This window comes from Kitasatospora saccharophila, from assembly GCF_039529925.1.
Classification (GTDB): domain Bacteria; phylum Actinomycetota; class Actinomycetes; order Streptomycetales; family Streptomycetaceae; genus Kitasatospora; species Kitasatospora saccharophila.
This window is the reverse complement of sequence record NZ_BAAANS010000050.1, coordinates 26,821-42,083: the sequence shown is the minus strand read 5'-3', so window position 1 is coordinate 42,083 and position 15,263 is coordinate 26,821. Positions and strand designations below refer to the sequence as shown.

Genomic DNA, 15,263 nt, shown 5'->3' with positions numbered 1-15,263 from the left:
GGTCTTCCCCCCATGACCGGCATCTCCACGCATGTGCTCGACACCAGCCTCGGCCGCCCGGCCGCGGGCGTACCGGTCGAGCTGGCACTGCACACCGAGGGTGGTTGGAAGGTGCTCGGCGCCTCCGCCACGGACTCCGACGGCCGGGTCGCGGACCTGCCGGCCGCGGAGGCGGGCTCGGTCGTCCGGCTGCTCTTCGACACCGCCGCGTACTACGCGGGGTCGGCCGAGCGGCCGTTCTTCCCCGAGGTGTCGATCGTCTTCACGGTCGCGCCCGCGCAGCACCACTACCACGTGCCGTTGCTGCTCAACCCGTTCGGCTACTCGGTCTACCGCGGAAGCTAGGTAGGCCGCCAGGAACCCTAGGAGCCACCCATGGCCCACGTGCTCGGTCAGAACCAGTACGGCAAGGCGGAGAACCGCATCGTCCGGGTCTACCGCGATTCCACCCGCCACGAGATCAAGGACCTGAACGTCTCGGTCTCGCTGCGCGGCGCGTTCGAGGACGTGCACCTCACCGGCTCGAACGCCAACTGCCTGCCCACCGACACCACCAAGAACACCGTGTACGCCTACGCCAAGGAGCACGGCATCGAGTCCGCCGAGGGCTTCGGCGTCCGGCTGGCCCGGCACTTCGTCGAGGACACCGAGCGCGGCGTGGTGCACAGCGCCCGGATCCGGATCGAGGAGTACGGCTGGGAGCGGATCAGGACGCCCGACTCCTCCTCCCGGTTCATCGGCTCCGAGGAGGTCGGCCACTCCTTCGTCCGCAAGGGCCAGGAGGTGCGCACCACCGAGGTGGTGTACGACGGCGACCGGTTCCGGGTGGTCTCCGGGCTCAAGGACCTGGTGGTGATGAACACCACCAACTCCGAGTTCTGGGGCTACATCAAGGACGGGTACACCACCCTCCAGGAGGCGTACGACCGCATCCTGGCCACCCAGGTGACCGCCCGCTGGGCGTTCGGCTTCCACGGCCGCGACGGCGAGCCGGAGCCGAACTGGAACCGCTCGTACCAGCAGGTGCGCCGCCACCTGCTGGAGGCGTTCGCCGAGACCTACTCGTACTCGCTGCAGCAGACCCTGCACGCGATGGGCACCCGGGTGCTGAACAACCGCGCCGAGGTGGACGAGGTCCGCCTGGAGCTGCCGAACAAGCACCACTTCCTGGTCGACCTGGAGCCGTTCGGACTGAAGAACGAGAACGAGGTCTACTTCGCCGCCGACCGGATGTACGGCCTGATCGAGGGCACCGTGCACCGCGAGGGCGTCACCCCGGTCATCCCGGTTTCCTGACGATCCGTCAACTCACGCACTCAGCACCGCAGTTCTCCTCTCCCTCCCCCACACCGTTCGGAGACCGTGCCCGCCCTCACGGCGGCAGTCCCGGGAGCCGGAGAGCACGCCGAGGGACCCTGCACCGTCGTCCCGCCCTCCGGCCGATCCACCACCCTCTCCAGCGCCCGGGTTGCGCCGAGAGCCAGGGGCAGCAAAGGGGCTCTTCCATGGCACTCCGCACCACCCCCACCACCGACGACGGTTCCACCCCCACCACCCACCCGGTCGACGAGGTGCTCTCCCCGCCGAAGCTGTTCGGCACCGGGTTGCAGCACGTCGCCGCGATGTACGCCGGCGTGGTCGCTCCACCGCTGATCGTGGGCGCGGGCGTCGGGCTGACCCCCGGCGAACTCGCCCTGCTGATATCGGCCAGCCTGTTCACCGCCGGGCTGGCCACCCTGCTCCAGACCCTCGGCGTCTGGCGGATCGGGGCCCGGCTCCCGTTCGTCAACGGCGTCTCGTTCGCCGGCGTCGCCCCGATGCTGGCGATCGCCAAGGGCTCGATCGAAAGCAAGGGGGGCCCGAAGGACGCCCTCCCGGTGATCTTCGGGGCGGTGATCGTCGCGGGGGTCCTGTGCTTCCTCGCGGCGCCGTACTTCTGCCGGCTGGTCAGGTTCTTCCCGCCGGTCGTGCAGGGCACCGTGATCACCCTGATCGGGGTGTCCCTGCTGCCGGTCGCGGTCAACTGGGCGCGCGGCGGCTCGCCGGGCGCGCCCGGCTACGGCTCGGCGAAGGCGGTCGGCCTGGCCGCGTTCACGCTGTGCGCGGTGGTGCTCGGCAACCGGCTGCTGCGCGGCTTCTGGCAGCAGATGTCGCTGCTGATCGGCCTGGCCGTCGGCACCCTCGCGGCCTTCCCGCTCGGCCTGGCCGACTTCTCGGGGATCGGCGACGCGCAGGTGTTCGCGCTGCCCTCGCCGTTCCACTTCGGCGGGCCGCGGTTCGACGCCGCGGCCATCGTGTCGATGTGCATCGTCATGGTGGTGTCGATGACCGAGTCCACCGCCGACATGCTGGCGCTGGGACGGATCGTCGACCGCGAGGCGGACGAGCGCACCCTGGCGGCGGGCCTGCGCGCGGACGGCCTGGCCACCGCGGTCAGCCCGGTGTTCAACGGCTTCGCGTGCAGCGCGTTCGCCCAGAACATCGGCCTGGTGGCGCTCACCAGGGTGCGCAGCCGGTACGTGGTCGCGGCCGGCGGCGGCATCCTGGTGCTGCTGGGCCTGTTCCCGGTGCTCGGCGCGCTGGTGTCGCTGGTGCCGCAGCCGGTGCTCGGCGGCGCGGGGATCGTGCTGTTCGGCACCGTCGCGGCGTCCGGCATCCGCACCCTCGCGGAGGCCGGGATGGAGTCCACCTCGCACACCATCCTGGTGTCGGTCGCGCTCGGGGTGGGGATCGTCCCGATCGCCGCACCGACCTTCTACGACGGGTTCCCGGAGGCCGTCCGCACCCTGATGCACTCCGGCATCTCGGCCGGCTGCCTGGCCGCGGTGCTGCTCAACCTGCTGTTCCACCACGTCGGCTCCGCCGGCCGTTCCCTCCAAGGAGTACCCCCATGGCAGTCCAGCCCCCCGCCGCCGACCGGCGGACCGTGATCGAGAACGTCGCGATCGCCACCGTCGACGCCCGGGACACCGAGTACGCCCGCGGCCACGTGGTCCTGCTCGGCAACACGATCGAGTCGGTCGGCGACGGGCCCGCGCCCGCCTGGCTGGAGAACGTGGCGCGCCGGATCAACGGCGAGGGGCACCTGCTCACCCCCGGGCTGGTCAACACCCACCACCACTTCTACCAGTGGATCACCCGCGGCCTGGCCCAGGACAGCATCCTGTTCGACTGGCTGGTGGCGCTCTACCCGACCTGGGCCCGCATCGACGAGGACCTGGTGCACGCCGCCACCCAGGGCTCCGCCGCGGCGCTGCTCAAGTCGGGCTGCACCACCGCCTCCGACCACCACTACGTCTTCCCGCGCGGCGGCGGCGACGTGCTCGGCGCCTCGGTGGCGGGTGTGCAGGAGCTGGGCCTGCGGTTCACCGCGCTGCGCGGCTCGATGGACCGCGGCCAGAAGGACGGCGGCCTGCCGCCGGACCACGCGGTGGAGGACACCGACGAGATCCTCGCCGCGTCCGAGAGCGCCGTCGACAAGTGGCACGACGCCTCGTTCGGCTCGATGCTGCAGGTCGCCGTCGCGCCCTGCTCCCCGTTCTCGGTCTCCACCGAACTGATGCGGCAGTCCGCCGAGTTGGCCCGCCGCAAGGGCGTGCGGCTGCACACCCACGGCTCGGAGACCGCCGAGGAGGAGGAGTTCTGCAAGCAGCTGTTCGGGATGGGCCCCACCGACTACTTCGAGTCGACCGGCTGGCTCGGCGAGGACGTCTGGATGGCGCACTGCGTCCACATGAACGACTCCGACATCGCCAAGTTCGCCGAGACCGGCACCGGCGTCGCGCACTGCCCGTCCTCCAACGCCCGGCTCGCCGCCGGCACCGCCCGCGTCCCCGACATGCTGAAGGCGGGCGTCCCGGTCGGCCTCGGCGTGGACGGCACCGCCTCCAACGAGTCCGGCGAACTCGGCACCGAACTGCGCAACGCCCTGCTGATCAACCGCCTGCACGGCCGCCCCGACGCCCTGACCGTCCGCCAGGCGCTGCGCCTGGGCACCATGGGCGGCGCGCGGGTGCTGGGCCGCCAGCGCGAGATCGGCTCGATCGAACCGGGCAAGCTCGCCGACCTCGCCCTCTGGAAGGTCGACGGCGTCCTGCACTCCTCGATCGCCGACCCGGTCGCCGCCCTCGTCCTCGGCGCCCTCCCCCCGCTGGCCGCCCTGTTCGTCAACGGCAACGCGGTGGTCGAGAACGGCCGCCTCACCACCGCCGACGAGGACCGCATCGCCCTCGCCGCCGCCCGCGCCGCCCGCGACCTCGCCGCCCGCGGCTGACCACCCCCACCGAGCCCCGGGGGCCCACCGCCAGGGACGACGGCGGGCCCCCGGACCAACGGCCCCGGACCCACGGCGAAGGGTCCGGGGCCGACCCCTGCCCGTCGCGCGCCCGGCCGGTGCGGCGCTACCGCTGCGGCCGGACCTCCGGGTGCTTCTTCGAGCCCCGCTGGTCCCGCTCCCACGGCCAGCCCGCGTCCTGCCCGGCCTCCAGCAGCGGGACGAGGCGGAACGCGGCGTCGGTCAGGCCGCCGAAGGTGTGGCGGTTGCCGGTGCCGGAGGGGGCGGGGCCGGTCCGGTAGCCGGCCAGGTTCCTGCTTCTTCGCGCTGTGCGGGCACGGATGCCCGTCTTGCCTGCGCTCCACAGGCTGGCACCGCCAGTCCGGCGGCTTCGGCGACATTGACCGCCGCGTTGACATCCCGGTCGAGGACAACTCCGCACGCCCCGCACGTCCATTCACGGACCTGAAGGGGCTTGGGGCCGTCCTTGGTGCCGCAGTACGAGCACACCTGGCTGGTGGAACTCGCGCCGCGCATCGGCGATCCGTGCACAAGCGCGGGCGACCTTGGTGCGGGCCCTGTCCCAGTTGCGGGAGCCCTTCTCCTTCCGGGACAGGGCGCGCTGGGCCTTCTTCAGCTTCTTCTCGGCCCGCCGCAGGAAACGCGGGCTGTCGATCTTCCGGCCGTCGGAAAGGACCGCGAAGCACCTGAGCCCCGGGTCGATCCCGACCACGGCATCGGTCTCCGGCAACGTTTCTTCCGAGTTGGCGGTCTCGACGACGAAACTCGCGAAGTACCGGCCCGCGCTGTCCTTGACCACCGTCACCGTCGACGGCGTCGACGGCAGTGTGCGGGACCACTTCACCTTGACGTCCCCGATCTTCGGCAGGCGCAACTTCCCACCAGCTGTGATCGACCAACGGGCGTTCGCGGTGAACCGGACGGCTTGCCGGGTTTCTCTGCGGGATTTGTACCGGGGCGCCCCCTACCTGCGCACCTGGGCGAGGGCCGCTCCAACCGACGCGTACCCTGCCCGATACCTACTTCTTTCTCCCGCCCCGGAGGCGCCCCGTGTACGACTCCTCTCCCCCGACCGCCGCCCCGGCCGGGCCGGTGCGCTGGGCGGTGGCCGGTGCAGCGGGTCTGGTGTACGGGGTTCTGCTGGTCGTCCCGGTCTGGCTGGCGGCCTTCTTCCTGAAGAGCTACCCGCTGCACGCGCTGGGTTGGACCTCCCGGGAGCCGACCGAGAACGACGGCGTGCTGCCGTGGCTGATCCTGGGGGTGCCGCTGCTGCTGCTGACCGTGCTCGGCTGGGTGCTGGTGGGCCTGCTGGGCCGCGTGGTGCTCGGCCTGCCGCGGCGGCGGTGGCACCGGGTGCGCGCGGGGTTGGCGGCGCTGCCGAGTTCGGTGCTGCTGCTGGGGGGCCTGCTGCAGGCGGTGTTCTGAACTCCGGTGCTCCGGAGTTGAGTTCAGGCTTCGCGACCGAGGGTCGCCAAGTAGGCGCGCCAGCCGCCGTGTTGGGTGATCTCGCGGTGCACGCCGCGTTCCAGCTGGCCGCGGGCCAGCACCATCGACAGCGCGGGGGTGCCGTCGGCCAACTCGATGACGCCCAGCTCCAGTTCGAGCGGTTCGCCGGGCAGGACGGCGTCCCGGAGGTGCTCCAGCGGGAGGTCGTACAGTTCGCCCTCGATGGCGGTGTCGACGCCCGGGTCGGCGAGCAGGGCGGGGCACTCGTCGCGGATGGAGAAGAAGCGGTAGCCGGGGGCGGTGGCGGCCGGGCCGACCAGGTGGCCGTGGACCTTGGCGTGGAACGGGCCGCCGGTCATCGCCTGGCCGTTGAAGAAGACGCGTGCCATGGTGCTCCTTTCGTCGGGCCGCCCCGTACCGCGGCCGGCGTGAGGGTGCCGGCGGTACGGGGCGGAGCGGGCAGGGCGCTCGTTCAGTCGATGAGGGCGAGCGCGGGGAGGGTGAGGAAGTCCGGGAAGTCCTCGGCGAGGGCGACCTGCTCGAACAGCGCGGCGGCCTCGGTCCAGCGGCCGGCGGCGTACGCCTCCTCGCCCGACTCGGCCCGGAGGGAGGCGAGTTCTTCGGCGACCAGGCGGCGGACGAGTTCGGCGGTGGTCTTCTCGCCGGTGTCGGCGAGCACCACGCCGTTGTGGATCCACTGCCAGATCTGCGAGCGGGAGATCTCGGCGGTGGCGGCGTCCTCCATCATGTGGAAGATGCCGACCGCGCCGAGGCCGCGCAGCCAGGCTTCGATGTAGCGGACGCCGACCTGGACGGCGTTGTGCAGGCCGGTGCGGGTGCAGCTGCCGCCGGCCCCGGCGACGTCGAGGAGGTGGGCGGGGGTGACCGGCTCGGGCGAGCCGGGGGCGTCCTTCTGGTGCGGGCGCTCGCCGAGCACGGCGTCGAAGCACTCCCGGGCGACCGGGACCAGGTCGGGGTGGGCGACCCAGGAGCCGTCGAAGCCGCCGCCGGCCTCGCGCTCCTTGTCGGCCCGGACCTTGACCAGGGCGGCGGCGTTGACCTCCGGGTCCTTGCGGGAGGGGATGAACGCGGCCATGCCGCCGATGGCGTGCGCGCCGCGCCGGTGGCAGGTCCGCACGAGCAGCCGGGTGTAGGCGGCCATGAACGGGGAGGCCATGGTGACGGTGTTGCGGTCGGGCAGGACGTAGTGCTCGCCGCCGTCCCGGAAGTTCTTCACGATCGAGAACAGGTAGTCCCACCGGCCGGCGTTCAACCCGGCGGCGTGGTCGCGCAGTTCGTAGAGGATCTCGTCCATCTCGAAGGCGGCGGTGATGGTCTCGATCAGCACGGTGGCGCGGATCGTGCCGTGCGGGATGCCGAGGGCGGCCTGGGCGTGGGTGAAGACCTCGTTCCAGAGCCGGGCCTCCAGGTGGCTCTCGGTCTTGGGGAGGTAGAAGTAGGGGCCGGAGTTCGGGTCCTGCTCGCCCTTGGCGAGCAGCCGGGCGGCGTTGTGGAAGAAGTACAGGCCGAAGTCGACGAAGGCGCCGGCCACCGGGGCGCCGTCGACGGTGAGGTGCCGCTCGTCCAGGTGCCAGCCGCGCGGGCGGACCACGACGGTGGCGAGTTCGCCGGCGGGCTTGAGGGCGTACGCCTTGCCCTGGGCGCTGGTGAAGTCGATCCGGCCCTCGAAGGCGTCGATCAGGTTGACCTGCCCGGAGAGGACGTTCTCCCAGGTGGGGGCGGTGGCGTCCTCGAAGTCGGCGAGCCAGACCTTCGCGCCGGAGTTGAGCGCGTTGACGACCATCTTGCGGTCGGTGGGGCCGGTGATCTCGACCCGGCGGTCCAGCAGGGCGCGCGGCGCGGGGGCGACCTTCCAGTCCCCGGCGCGGACGTCGGCGGTCTGCGGCAGGAAGTCCAGCGTGCCGGTGCGGGCGATCTCGGCGCGGCGCTCGCGGCGGGCGGCCAGCAGTTCGCGGCGGCGGCCGTCGAACGTGCGGTGCAGGTCGGCGACGAACTCCAGCGCCCCGGCGGTCAGCACCTCCTCGGCACGCGGCACCGGCGGACCGGCGACCGTGACACCGGGGACGGCGGGGGACGGACCCTGATCTGCGGCGGCCATGGGCAGGACTCTCCTCGGGCTGTTCCGTTCTGTACAGTGGAGACTAGTTTCCGCGATACAGAATTTCAACGGTTTGTTGATGATCGCGTGGACTCTACTCCTCCCCCGGACTCCCCGGACGGCGAAAGGAACGCTCGTGGCCAGCACCTCCACCGAACGCACCACCGGCTCGGTGCAGTCCGTCGAGCGCGCCTTCCAGCTCCTGGAGGCGCTCGCCGACTCCGGCGGCATCGCCACCCTCAGCGAGCTCTCCGCCACCTCCGGCCTGCCGATGCCGACCATCCACCGCCTGGTGCGCACCCTGGTCGCCCAGGGCTACGTCCGGCAGGACACCGCCCGCCGCTACACCCTCGGCCCGCGCCTGATCCGCCTCGGCGAGACCGCGGGCCGCCTGCTCGGCTCCTGGGCCCGCCCCTACCTGGCCGAACTCATGGAGGCCACCGGCGAGACCGCCAACCTGGCCGTGCTGGAGGGCGGCGAGGTGGTGTACGTCGGGCAGGTGCAGTCCCGCCGCTCGATGCGGATGTTCACCGAGGTCGGCCGGCGCGTCCAGCCGCACTGCACCGGCGTCGGCAAGGCGCTGCTCGCCCAGCTCCCCGAGGACGAGGCCCGCGCCCTGCTCGGCCCCGGCCCGCTCCAGGCCCACACCCCGTACACCGTCACCGAGCCCGCCGCGCTGCTCGGCCGGCTCGCCACCGCCCGCGACCTGGGCTACGTGGTCGACGACCAGGAGCAGGAGATCGGCGTCCGCTGCATCGCCGTCGCCGTCCCCGGCGCGCCCACCCCCACCGCGCTCTCCGTCTCCGGCCCCGAGGCCCGGATCCAGGCCCTCGAAGCCCAGTCCGGCGCCGCCGGGCTGGTCCCCCTCATGCAGGGCATCGCCGCCCGCCTCGGCGAAGTCCTCTGACGGTTCGTCAACTCCCTTCGCGCACCGGTCAGTAGCAGTTCAGCCCGCGGTGCACGTGCTCCAGGGCGCGGGACCAGAACGACCCCGGGCCCGGCGGCAGCCCCGGGTCGGTGCGGCGCAGCAGGGCCAGGAAGCGGTCCTCGACGCCCTCCGGGTCGAGGCCGTCGAACCGCTGCCGCTCGGGGTCGTACAGCGGGCGCTCGGTCTCCAGCGCGGACAGCGCCAGGACGAAGCGGTCCGGGCTGCTCGCCACCGGGTGCGCCTCGCCCTCCTCGGGGACGCAGTAGACCGTGCCGGTGGCGGTGTCGAGGTGGAAGCCGTCGCCGCCGAAGCCGCCGACGCACAGCCAGGGCGCCGGGTCGAACGGCCCCGCGTGCGGCGCCCACGCCCGGTCGCCGATCTCCGCCTCGCCGTCGCAGTACTCCTGGCTCACCCCGAAGAACACCGCGTCGTCGGGCAGGCCGACGTCCCGCAGGAACACCCGGGTCGGCCGGTGTCCGACCCGGGCCAGCAGCTCCGGTGCGGTCAGGGTGACCGTCCCGTCGGCGCCGAACACCGCCAGCGCGGTGCCCCGGTCGATCAGGAACTCCCGGTGGACCGCGTCGTCGGGGCCGGGCGGGGAGCGGAAGTCGACGGTCCTCGCCCGGGCCCGGAGCAGCTCCGTCAGCAGCTCGGCCCGGCCCGTCAGGCACTGCATCGCCCCGGCGGCGCGCTCCACCCGCGCCGACGAGAGCACCCGGTGGCCCGGGACGGCGTCCGCGTCCCGGTCGAGCGCGGCGAGCAGCGCCGCGGAGGCCGGGCGCCCGGGGGCGGCGGCCCCCTCGACGGCCTCGGTCAGCCCGGCCACCGCGACCTCGTTGACCTGGTCGACCACGTAGTGCAGCAGGTGCTCCTCCAGGTGGTCGACGTGCTTGCGCGCGGCGGCGGCGCGCCGCTCCGGCGGGCCGGTGCGGTCGGCGGCCAGCGCCGCCAACTCCTCGACCACCTCGTTCTGCATGACCGCGATCACCTCGGCCGCGACGTCCAACCGGTCCGCGCAGACCCGGATGCCGTCCACCATGTCGGCGAGCCCGCCCTCCGCCCCCTCCCGGTACTCGGCGAGCAGCGCCTCGTGCACCGGCCCCTCGAAGTGCCGCTTCAGGTCGACCATGATCCGCAGCCCGGCCTGCAGGACCTCCTCCTGCCCGTCCGCGTGCTCCCGCACGTACCGGGCGAAGGTCCGCAGCCCGCCCTCGTTCAGCGGCTCCCACTCCACCCCGGCGGCGTCGAGGAACTCCCTTGCCGCCCCGGGTAGTTCAGCCGTCCACGACTGCCGGCGGGCAGCCCCCCGCGAAGATCCCATGCCCCCACGCTACCGGCGCGCGCCGACGGCCGGCCCGGCGGGCGGCCCGCCGCCGGGCCGCCCGGGCCAGCACCCCCACCAGCACGGCGAGATCGGCCGCGCCCGCCGGATCGTCGGCGTAGCGGGTGACGGTCAGCGGCCCGACCAGGTCGAGCCCGATCCCCGCCGACTCCAGCACGTGGCACAGCGCCAGCATCGCGCAGCGCCCGTTGCCGTCCGGGAACGGGTGGAAGAACGCGACGTCCAGGTACGCCCGGGCCGCCCGCGCGGCCGGCCCCGGGGCCGGGTCGGCGCTCTCCCGCAGGCACCCGGCGAAGTCCTCGCGCAGCGACGGCGCGTACCCGTACCGCTCCCGGCCGCCCTTCGCGAACGCGTCGGTGCGCCGGAAGTCCACCGCCTCGTCACCGAGGACGACCCGCTGCCAGCCGAGCAGCAGTTCGGGCGTGAGCGGACGCCCCCCGGCGACGTCGGCCCGCATCAACTCGCCGGCCGCCAGCATCCGTCGGGCCCGTCCGGCGCCCCGGACGGCCCCCTCCGCCGCGATCCAGTCGGTCAGTCCGTCGGTCACGGGGCGCACCGGAGCGGCATCGGCGGCGTCGGCGGTGCCGCCGACGGCCGCCCAGTCGACCTGCCGCCTGACGGTGCGCCAGGCGGCGAGCGCGTCAGTGGTCACGGTAGGGCCGGTGGCCGGTGACGCCGAACGCGAGGTCCTCCCCGACGGCGTCGACCAGCGAGAAGCCCGGCGCGGTCCAGCTCGCGAAGCGCCCCCCGATCGCCCGCTCGACCAGCCCGACCGCCCGCTCCTCCGGCACCCCGGTCGAGTCCAGGTACCAGGCGAGCGTCCGTCGGGCGAGCTTGTGCCAGCCGCACTGGGCCATCGTCGCGCTCACCACCACCGTCACCAGCCGGGAGGACGCCCGCTGCACGGCCCAGCTCCGGTCCTCCTCCGTCGCGCCGGGCGGCGGCGCGAGCTCGGCGAACCGCTCCGCCGACAGCTCCAGCCACTCCCGCCACTCCAGCAGCGCGGCCACGACCGCCCGCGCCGCCGCCTCCGGCCCCGGCCGCAGCGAGTGCCACGCGCAGCACCAGCTCTGCACCGGCCCGGCGCTGCCGCCCTCCCCCACCGCCCACCACCACCCGCACGCCCAGGCCCCGTACCGTCCGACCAGCAGCGCCGTCACCCGCTGGGTGAACTCGTTCCCGTCCGGCCCGTAGCGCCCCGGCGGCCGCAACGCGAGCACGGCGGCGGCGAGTTCGTCCTCCCCCGCCGCGTCCAGCTCGAACGGGTGCCGGGCCGGATCGACCTCGGCCCAGGCCAGGTTCCACGGATGCTGACGAACGGAAACGGCGGTCTCCCGACGGTCGGCCCGGCGGGTCCGGGCGGCCGCCCGATGGTGCCACCCGGCCCCCGCCGCGTCACCCGGTTTTCCGCCCGCCCCGCGGACGGCCCCCGCGATCAGGCCCCCGCGATCAGGGGCCGGTACTCGGTGCCCTCGGGGGTGAAGATCAGCCGGTGGTCGCGGCCGGTGACGGTGGCCCGCTCCCGCAGGCGGGTCAACACCTCGGCCTCGGTGGGGAGTTCGATCCCGAGGGCGGCGGCCGCCGCCGCGCGTCCGGCGTCCAGGTCGGGTTCGTCCTCCAGGTGCTCCGCGGCGATCTCCCGGCTCTCCTCGGCGGTGAACTCCCGGCAGTCCCGCCACCAGGGCACGACCAGCAGCAGGCGCAGCAGTTCGGGCAGGCCGACGGCGAGCAGCGCGGCGCCGCCCTCGGAGTCGGCGTACAGGACGGGCCGTTCCTCGCCGCCCTCGCCGCAGAAGAAGTACGTCCCGCCGGCGCCGTCCTTGGCGAAGACCTCCAGCCGGGCCCCGGAGGCGAGGTGGACGGGTTCGCCGTGCTCGTAGTGGTCGAGGTCGAGCTCGCCGGGCCAACGCAGGAAGTCGGCCGCGTCCTCGTGCGCGCGGACGGCGTCGATCAGCGAGGGCGGGGCGGCGGGTGACGCGGACGGAGAGGTCATGCGGCGCACTGTAGCGGCGTGGTCCGACGCCACCGGGAGCACCCGCCACTACGCTGGGTGAAGACCCGTCGACACCCCGTAGGAGGGCCCGTGCGCCGCCTCGTCTCCCTGCTCGCCGCCCCGGCGCTCGCCCTGGGCGCCCTCGGCACCCTGGCCGCACCGGGCGCGGCCGCCGCGACCTCGGACTCGGACCTCAAGGTGGTGCGCCTGGACCCGGACCCGGTGGCCCCCGGCGGGACGACCACGGTGCACGCCTTCGTGGCCAACGGCGGCCCGCAGACGGCGGGTTCGCCGTTCACCGTGCTGGTCGAGCTGCCGCCGGGCTTCACTCCCGCCGGCCCCTACTTCCCGTCCTCCTGCACGGCCACCGGGCGGACGGTGAGCTGCACCTTCCCGGCGGGCCTCCCCCCGCTGCGCTCCGCGACCGCGCTGGTGCCGGTCCGGGCGGACGCGGGCCTGCCCCACGGCCTGAGGACCGTGGGGCAGGTGCGGGTGGTGAGCGCGGACGACCGCAACCCGGTGAACAACCGGACGCCGTTCGCCCTCACCGTCTCCTGACGCTCCGCCCCGGCGGGCGGTCAGCCGCAGGTCACCGGTAGACCCGCAGGTAGTCGGCGCCGAACGCGACCGGCGCGCTGCCGCTCGCCGCCGGGTGGTACTGCCCGGCGCTGAGCGACAGGTTGAGGATGGGGTAGGCCGACCAGTTCGCGCCGACGCCCGTCCCGTCGGAGAACACCTTCGCGCCGTTGACGTACCAGTCGACCGAGTCGGCGCCGTAGTACGTGCCGATGGTGACCCAGCGGTCGGGGGCGATCGCGTTCGCGTCGGTGTGGTACTTCAGGCCGGAGCGGATCCGGTTGGAGAGTTCCAGCAGGTTCGGGTTGTCGGGGTGGTACTCGAAGCTGTCGATCTCGTTGCCGCCGTCCTTCCAGGTCCACAGCGCGGGCCAGGCCCCGTCGCCGGCGGGCAGCTTCACCCGGGCCTCGATGTAGTCGCCGGTGCGGACCTGGAAGCCGTCCTTGCTGTACTCGGTGGTGAGCAGCCCGGTGTCCCAGGCCCGCTCGCCGTTCTCCAGGGTGTGCGCGGACGGGGTGGCGGTGAAGGTGGCGACGCCGCCGGAGACGGTGACGGCGGACGGGGCCAGCCAGTCGAGCTTGTTGTCGTCGGGGTTGTGGCTGCCGTAGCGGTAGGCGCTGCTGCGGTCGCCGGTCCACTTGGTGCCCCAGTCGATCGGGCCGGAGAACTCCTCCGACCAGGTCAGCGCCTTGCCCGGGACGGGGACGGCGGGCGCGGCGGGGGCGGTGGGGGTGCCCGGGGCGGCGTCGGTCACGGTGAGCGTCCGGGAGGGCAGGTTGTGCCAGCTCCCCGCGGTGTCCTGCCAGAACCCGAACTGGGTGTAGCTCCCGGCCGGGAGGGTGCGGGCGCCGGTGGTGACGGTGGTCCCGCCGGGGCAGATCCGGACGTTGCTCGCGCTGCCGGGGAAGTCCAGGTTGGTCCCGGCGGCGTCGCGGACGCCGACGCCGACGGTCTTGGCGGTGAAGCAGCGGCTCGCGTGCAGGGTGAGCGAGGCGGTGCTCGCGCTGCCCGCGGTCATCCCGGCCGGGGCGAGCCGGTCCTGGACGACGCCGGTGGCGGTCCCGGTGAGGACGGCGGCGCCGGCCGGCGCGGCGAGCGGCACGCCGACCAGCGCGGCGGCGCCGGCCAGGACGCCGAGCCGGGCGGGGGTGGCGAGAGCGAGGGGGTTGGGTCGCATGGGTGGGTCCTCCGCGACGCCTGCGGGGTGAGCTGTCGGGTTCGGGCCGCCGCGTGACTCTCCGCGCACGCCCGGCCGCCCGCGGACGCGCGAGGAGCGCGTGCGCGCGGCTTCACCCCGAGCCGTGCCGCGGGCCGCGCCGCCGGGCAGGGGCGGGTGGCCTGGCACGGCGTACTGCCGTGGGTCCCCCGCTCCCGCCCGTGGTGTGCTGTGGGAACGCCGTCGACCGGGCGGGATTCGGCGTCCCGACGGCGGGTGCGTCCGATCCTGGACGCACCCGCAGGCTAGGCAGATTGTCGCTTTGTCTCCAAGGATCCCGGCCCGGCTGAGAGCACTCTCACATCACGCTCCGTCACCACCGTCCGGGCCGATCCGGGCCCGCCCCCGGGTCGCCGTCGGTACGGGGCGGGTCGCCGTCGGTACGGGGCGGGTCGCCGGGGTGGTCCGGCGGTGACCCGCACGTGAAGTGTTCGCGCCAAGGGTTCCGCCGGAGCCGACGAGCCGTCAGACTGCTGCCATGCGAATGACTCTACGCGCGTTGAAGATCCGTGCCGTCTCGGTCGCCGCCCTCGGCCTGCTGACCCTCGCCCCCACCCTGGCGGCCACCGGCCAGGCGCAGGCCGCGGTCAGCGGGAACATCTGCTACTCGGCGCTGCCCAGCCAGGGACGCGACACCATCCGCCTGATCGACGCGGGCGGGCCGTTCCCCTACTCGCAGGACGGCGTGGTGTTCCAGAACCGGGAGGGCATCCTGCCCGCGCAGGCGTCCGGCTACTACCACGAGTACACCGTGATCACCCCGGGCAGTTCGACCCGCGGCACCCGACGGGTCATCACCGGCAAGGTCTACCACGAGGACTACTACACGGCCGACCACTACGCGACGTTCTACCGCGTCAACTTCGGCTGCTGACCCGCACCGGTCCGGGCCCCGGCCCGGGCGCCGGTCCGATAGGTTGGGCGGGTGCGGCCACCCCGACCGTGCCCGCCGATCCGACCACCGCTCCGACCGCCCGAAGGACCTCCCATGAACGCCCCCCTGCCGGGCTTCGCCGGCCGCACCTACCTCTTCGAGGTCGACAACGGCGCCTCCTTCCGCAACGCCTACTCCGCGGACGGCACCCGGCTGCACTGGGAGGGCCTGGGCGAGTCGGCCGGCCAGCACGAGGACGTCCCGCTGCACGTCGCGGCGGTCGGCCCGAACGTCTGGTTCGTCTCCTGGACGGAGCGCAGCGGCATCACCGTCAGCCACGTGATGGACCTCGACGCCCTGACGGTGAAGGTGTTCTGGACCTGGGAGGGCGAGACCGGCCGGGTCGGCGAGCTGCACACCGGCACCCTCACCCCCTCCTGGTAGCCCGAGGGCGCCCGGGACTCCGGCCGGTCGG

The 15,263-nt window shown here is 73.8% G+C and carries 16 protein-coding genes and 2 pseudogenes; 9 read left to right on the top strand and 9 right to left on the bottom strand.

Features of this window, described 5'->3' with window-relative positions; all coding sequences use genetic code 11:
• The first annotated feature begins 12 nt into the window (after positions 1 to 12).
• The 4 genes from uraH (at position 13) to ABD345_RS29800 (ending at position 4,273) form a co-directional block, all read left to right on the top strand.
• Complete coding sequence (uraH, locus tag ABD345_RS29815) at positions 13 to 345, top strand: hydroxyisourate hydrolase (RefSeq protein ID WP_344556603.1); 333 nt, start codon at positions 13 to 15, stop codon at positions 343 to 345.
• Between the two features lie 30 nt (positions 346 to 375).
• On the top strand, positions 376 to 1,296 hold the full coding sequence (gene pucL / locus ABD345_RS29810) for a factor-independent urate hydroxylase (protein ID WP_344556601.1): 921 nt from the start codon (positions 376 to 378) through the stop codon (positions 1,294 to 1,296).
• 209 nt (positions 1,297 to 1,505) lie between these two features.
• Entirely contained in the window at positions 1,506 to 2,930 is a 1,425-nt protein-coding gene (locus tag ABD345_RS29805) for a nucleobase:cation symporter-2 family protein (protein ID WP_344556599.1), read from the top strand.
• The gene (locus ABD345_RS29800) at positions 2,891 to 4,273 is read left to right on the top strand and encodes an 8-oxoguanine deaminase (protein ID WP_344556597.1); all 1,383 of its coding nucleotides are present in this window, start codon (positions 2,891 to 2,893) and stop codon (positions 4,271 to 4,273) included. The genes ABD345_RS29805 and ABD345_RS29800 overlap by 40 nt, the downstream gene beginning before the upstream one ends.
• 127 nt (positions 4,274 to 4,400) lie before the next feature.
• Here the strand turns inward: ABD345_RS29800 and ABD345_RS29795 are convergent.
• Together ABD345_RS29795 and ABD345_RS29790 are read right to left on the bottom strand one after the other, a co-directional pair.
• Positions 4,401 to 4,586, bottom strand: a pseudogene (locus ABD345_RS29795) (hypothetical protein); the annotation flags it as partial.
• Positions 4,517 to 5,258, bottom strand: a pseudogene (locus tag ABD345_RS29790) (RNA-guided endonuclease InsQ/TnpB family protein); the annotation flags it as partial. The pseudogenes ABD345_RS29795 and ABD345_RS29790, both read right to left, overlap by 70 nt.
• A gap of 86 nt (positions 5,259 to 5,344) precedes the next feature.
• Here ABD345_RS29790 and ABD345_RS29785 point away from each other — a divergent pair.
• On the top strand, positions 5,345 to 5,719 hold the full coding sequence (locus tag ABD345_RS29785) for a hypothetical protein (protein WP_344556595.1): 375 nt from the start codon (positions 5,345 to 5,347) through the stop codon (positions 5,717 to 5,719).
• 23 nt (positions 5,720 to 5,742) lie between these two features.
• On the opposite strand, the gene ABD345_RS29780 is transcribed toward ABD345_RS29785, so the two are convergent.
• Both ABD345_RS29780 and aceB read right to left on the bottom strand, forming a co-directional pair.
• Complete coding sequence (locus ABD345_RS29780; protein ID WP_344556593.1) at positions 5,743 to 6,129, bottom strand: allophanate hydrolase-related protein; 387 nt, start codon at positions 6,127 to 6,129, stop codon at positions 5,743 to 5,745.
• Between the two features lie 83 nt (positions 6,130 to 6,212).
• The gene (aceB, locus tag ABD345_RS29775) at positions 6,213 to 7,859 is read right to left on the bottom strand and encodes a malate synthase A (RefSeq protein WP_344556591.1); all 1,647 of its coding nucleotides are present in this window, start codon (positions 7,857 to 7,859) and stop codon (positions 6,213 to 6,215) included.
• Between the two features lie 136 nt (positions 7,860 to 7,995).
• Between aceB and ABD345_RS29770 the strand changes: the two genes are divergently transcribed.
• The gene (locus ABD345_RS29770; RefSeq protein ID WP_380275378.1) at positions 7,996 to 8,766 is read left to right on the top strand and encodes an IclR family transcriptional regulator; all 771 of its coding nucleotides are present in this window, start codon (positions 7,996 to 7,998) and stop codon (positions 8,764 to 8,766) included.
• Between the two features lie 28 nt (positions 8,767 to 8,794).
• On the opposite strand, the gene ABD345_RS29765 is transcribed toward ABD345_RS29770, so the two are convergent.
• The 4 genes from ABD345_RS29765 to ABD345_RS29750 all read right to left on the bottom strand — a co-directional run bounded on the left by ABD345_RS29765 (position 8,795) and on the right by ABD345_RS29750 (position 12,122).
• Entirely contained in the window at positions 8,795 to 10,108 is a 1,314-nt protein-coding gene (locus ABD345_RS29765) for an SUKH-4 family immunity protein (protein ID WP_344556587.1), read from the bottom strand.
• On the bottom strand, positions 10,062 to 10,781 hold the full coding sequence (locus ABD345_RS29760; protein WP_344556585.1) for a Fic family protein: 720 nt from the start codon (positions 10,779 to 10,781) through the stop codon (positions 10,062 to 10,064). Before ABD345_RS29760 ends, ABD345_RS29765 begins: the two co-directional genes overlap by 47 nt.
• Positions 10,771 to 11,349: a hypothetical protein gene (locus ABD345_RS29755; protein ID WP_344556583.1), complete on the bottom strand. Its 579-nt coding sequence runs from the start codon at positions 11,347 to 11,349 to the stop codon at positions 10,771 to 10,773. The genes ABD345_RS29760 and ABD345_RS29755 overlap by 11 nt, the downstream gene beginning before the upstream one ends.
• Positions 11,350 to 11,564: 215 nt before the next feature.
• Positions 11,565 to 12,122, bottom strand: a complete 558-nt coding sequence (locus ABD345_RS29750) for a hypothetical protein (protein ID WP_344556581.1) — start codon at positions 12,120 to 12,122, stop codon at positions 11,565 to 11,567.
• 90 nt (positions 12,123 to 12,212) lie between these two features.
• On the opposite strand from ABD345_RS29750, the gene ABD345_RS29745 reads away from it, so the two are divergent.
• Complete coding sequence (locus tag ABD345_RS29745) at positions 12,213 to 12,680, top strand: hypothetical protein (RefSeq protein ID WP_344556579.1); 468 nt, start codon at positions 12,213 to 12,215, stop codon at positions 12,678 to 12,680.
• A 31-nt stretch (positions 12,681 to 12,711) separates the two neighbouring features.
• Here ABD345_RS29745 and ABD345_RS29740 read toward each other — a convergent pair whose 3' ends face one another.
• A complete protein-coding gene (locus ABD345_RS29740) occupies positions 12,712 to 13,875 on the bottom strand; it encodes a glycoside hydrolase family 16 protein (RefSeq protein WP_344556577.1) in 1,164 nt (387 codons plus the stop codon).
• Between the two features lie 517 nt (positions 13,876 to 14,392).
• Between ABD345_RS29740 and ABD345_RS29735 the strand changes: the two genes are divergently transcribed.
• Entirely contained in the window at positions 14,393 to 14,788 is a 396-nt protein-coding gene (locus ABD345_RS29735; protein ID WP_344556575.1) for a guanyl-specific ribonuclease, read from the top strand.
• 114 nt (positions 14,789 to 14,902) lie between these two features.
• Entirely contained in the window at positions 14,903 to 15,232 is a 330-nt protein-coding gene (locus ABD345_RS29730) for a MoaF-related domain-containing protein (RefSeq protein ID WP_344556573.1), read from the top strand.
• The last annotated feature ends 31 nt before the right edge of the window (positions 15,233 to 15,263 follow it).

Bases quoted from the DNA above. Each gene is read 5' to 3' on its own strand.
- ABD345_RS29740 (WP_344556577.1), bottom strand. From the start codon at position 13,875: ATGCGACCCAACCCCCTCGCTCTCGCCACCCCCGCCCGGCTCGGCGTC.
- ABD345_RS29780 (WP_344556593.1), bottom strand. From the start codon at position 6,129: ATGGCACGCGTCTTCTTCAACGGCCAGGCGATGACCGGCGGCCCGTTC.
- aceB (WP_344556591.1), bottom strand. From the start codon at position 7,859: ATGGCCGCCGCAGATCAGGGTCCGTCCCCCGCCGTCCCCGGTGTCACG.
- ABD345_RS29735 (WP_344556575.1), top strand. From the start codon at position 14,393: ATGCGAATGACTCTACGCGCGTTGAAGATCCGTGCCGTCTCGGTCGCC.
- ABD345_RS29800 (WP_344556597.1), top strand. From the start codon at position 2,891: ATGGCAGTCCAGCCCCCCGCCGCCGACCGGCGGACCGTGATCGAGAAC.
- ABD345_RS29765 (WP_344556587.1), bottom strand. From the start codon at position 10,108: ATGGGATCTTCGCGGGGGGCTGCCCGCCGGCAGTCGTGGACGGCTGAA.
- ABD345_RS29730 (WP_344556573.1), top strand. From the start codon at position 14,903: ATGAACGCCCCCCTGCCGGGCTTCGCCGGCCGCACCTACCTCTTCGAG.
- ABD345_RS29805 (WP_344556599.1), top strand. From the start codon at position 1,506: ATGGCACTCCGCACCACCCCCACCACCGACGACGGTTCCACCCCCACC.
- pucL (WP_344556601.1), top strand. From the start codon at position 376: ATGGCCCACGTGCTCGGTCAGAACCAGTACGGCAAGGCGGAGAACCGC.
- ABD345_RS29750 (WP_344556581.1), bottom strand. From the start codon at position 12,122: ATGACCTCTCCGTCCGCGTCACCCGCCGCCCCGCCCTCGCTGATCGAC.
- uraH (WP_344556603.1), top strand. From the start codon at position 13: ATGACCGGCATCTCCACGCATGTGCTCGACACCAGCCTCGGCCGCCCG.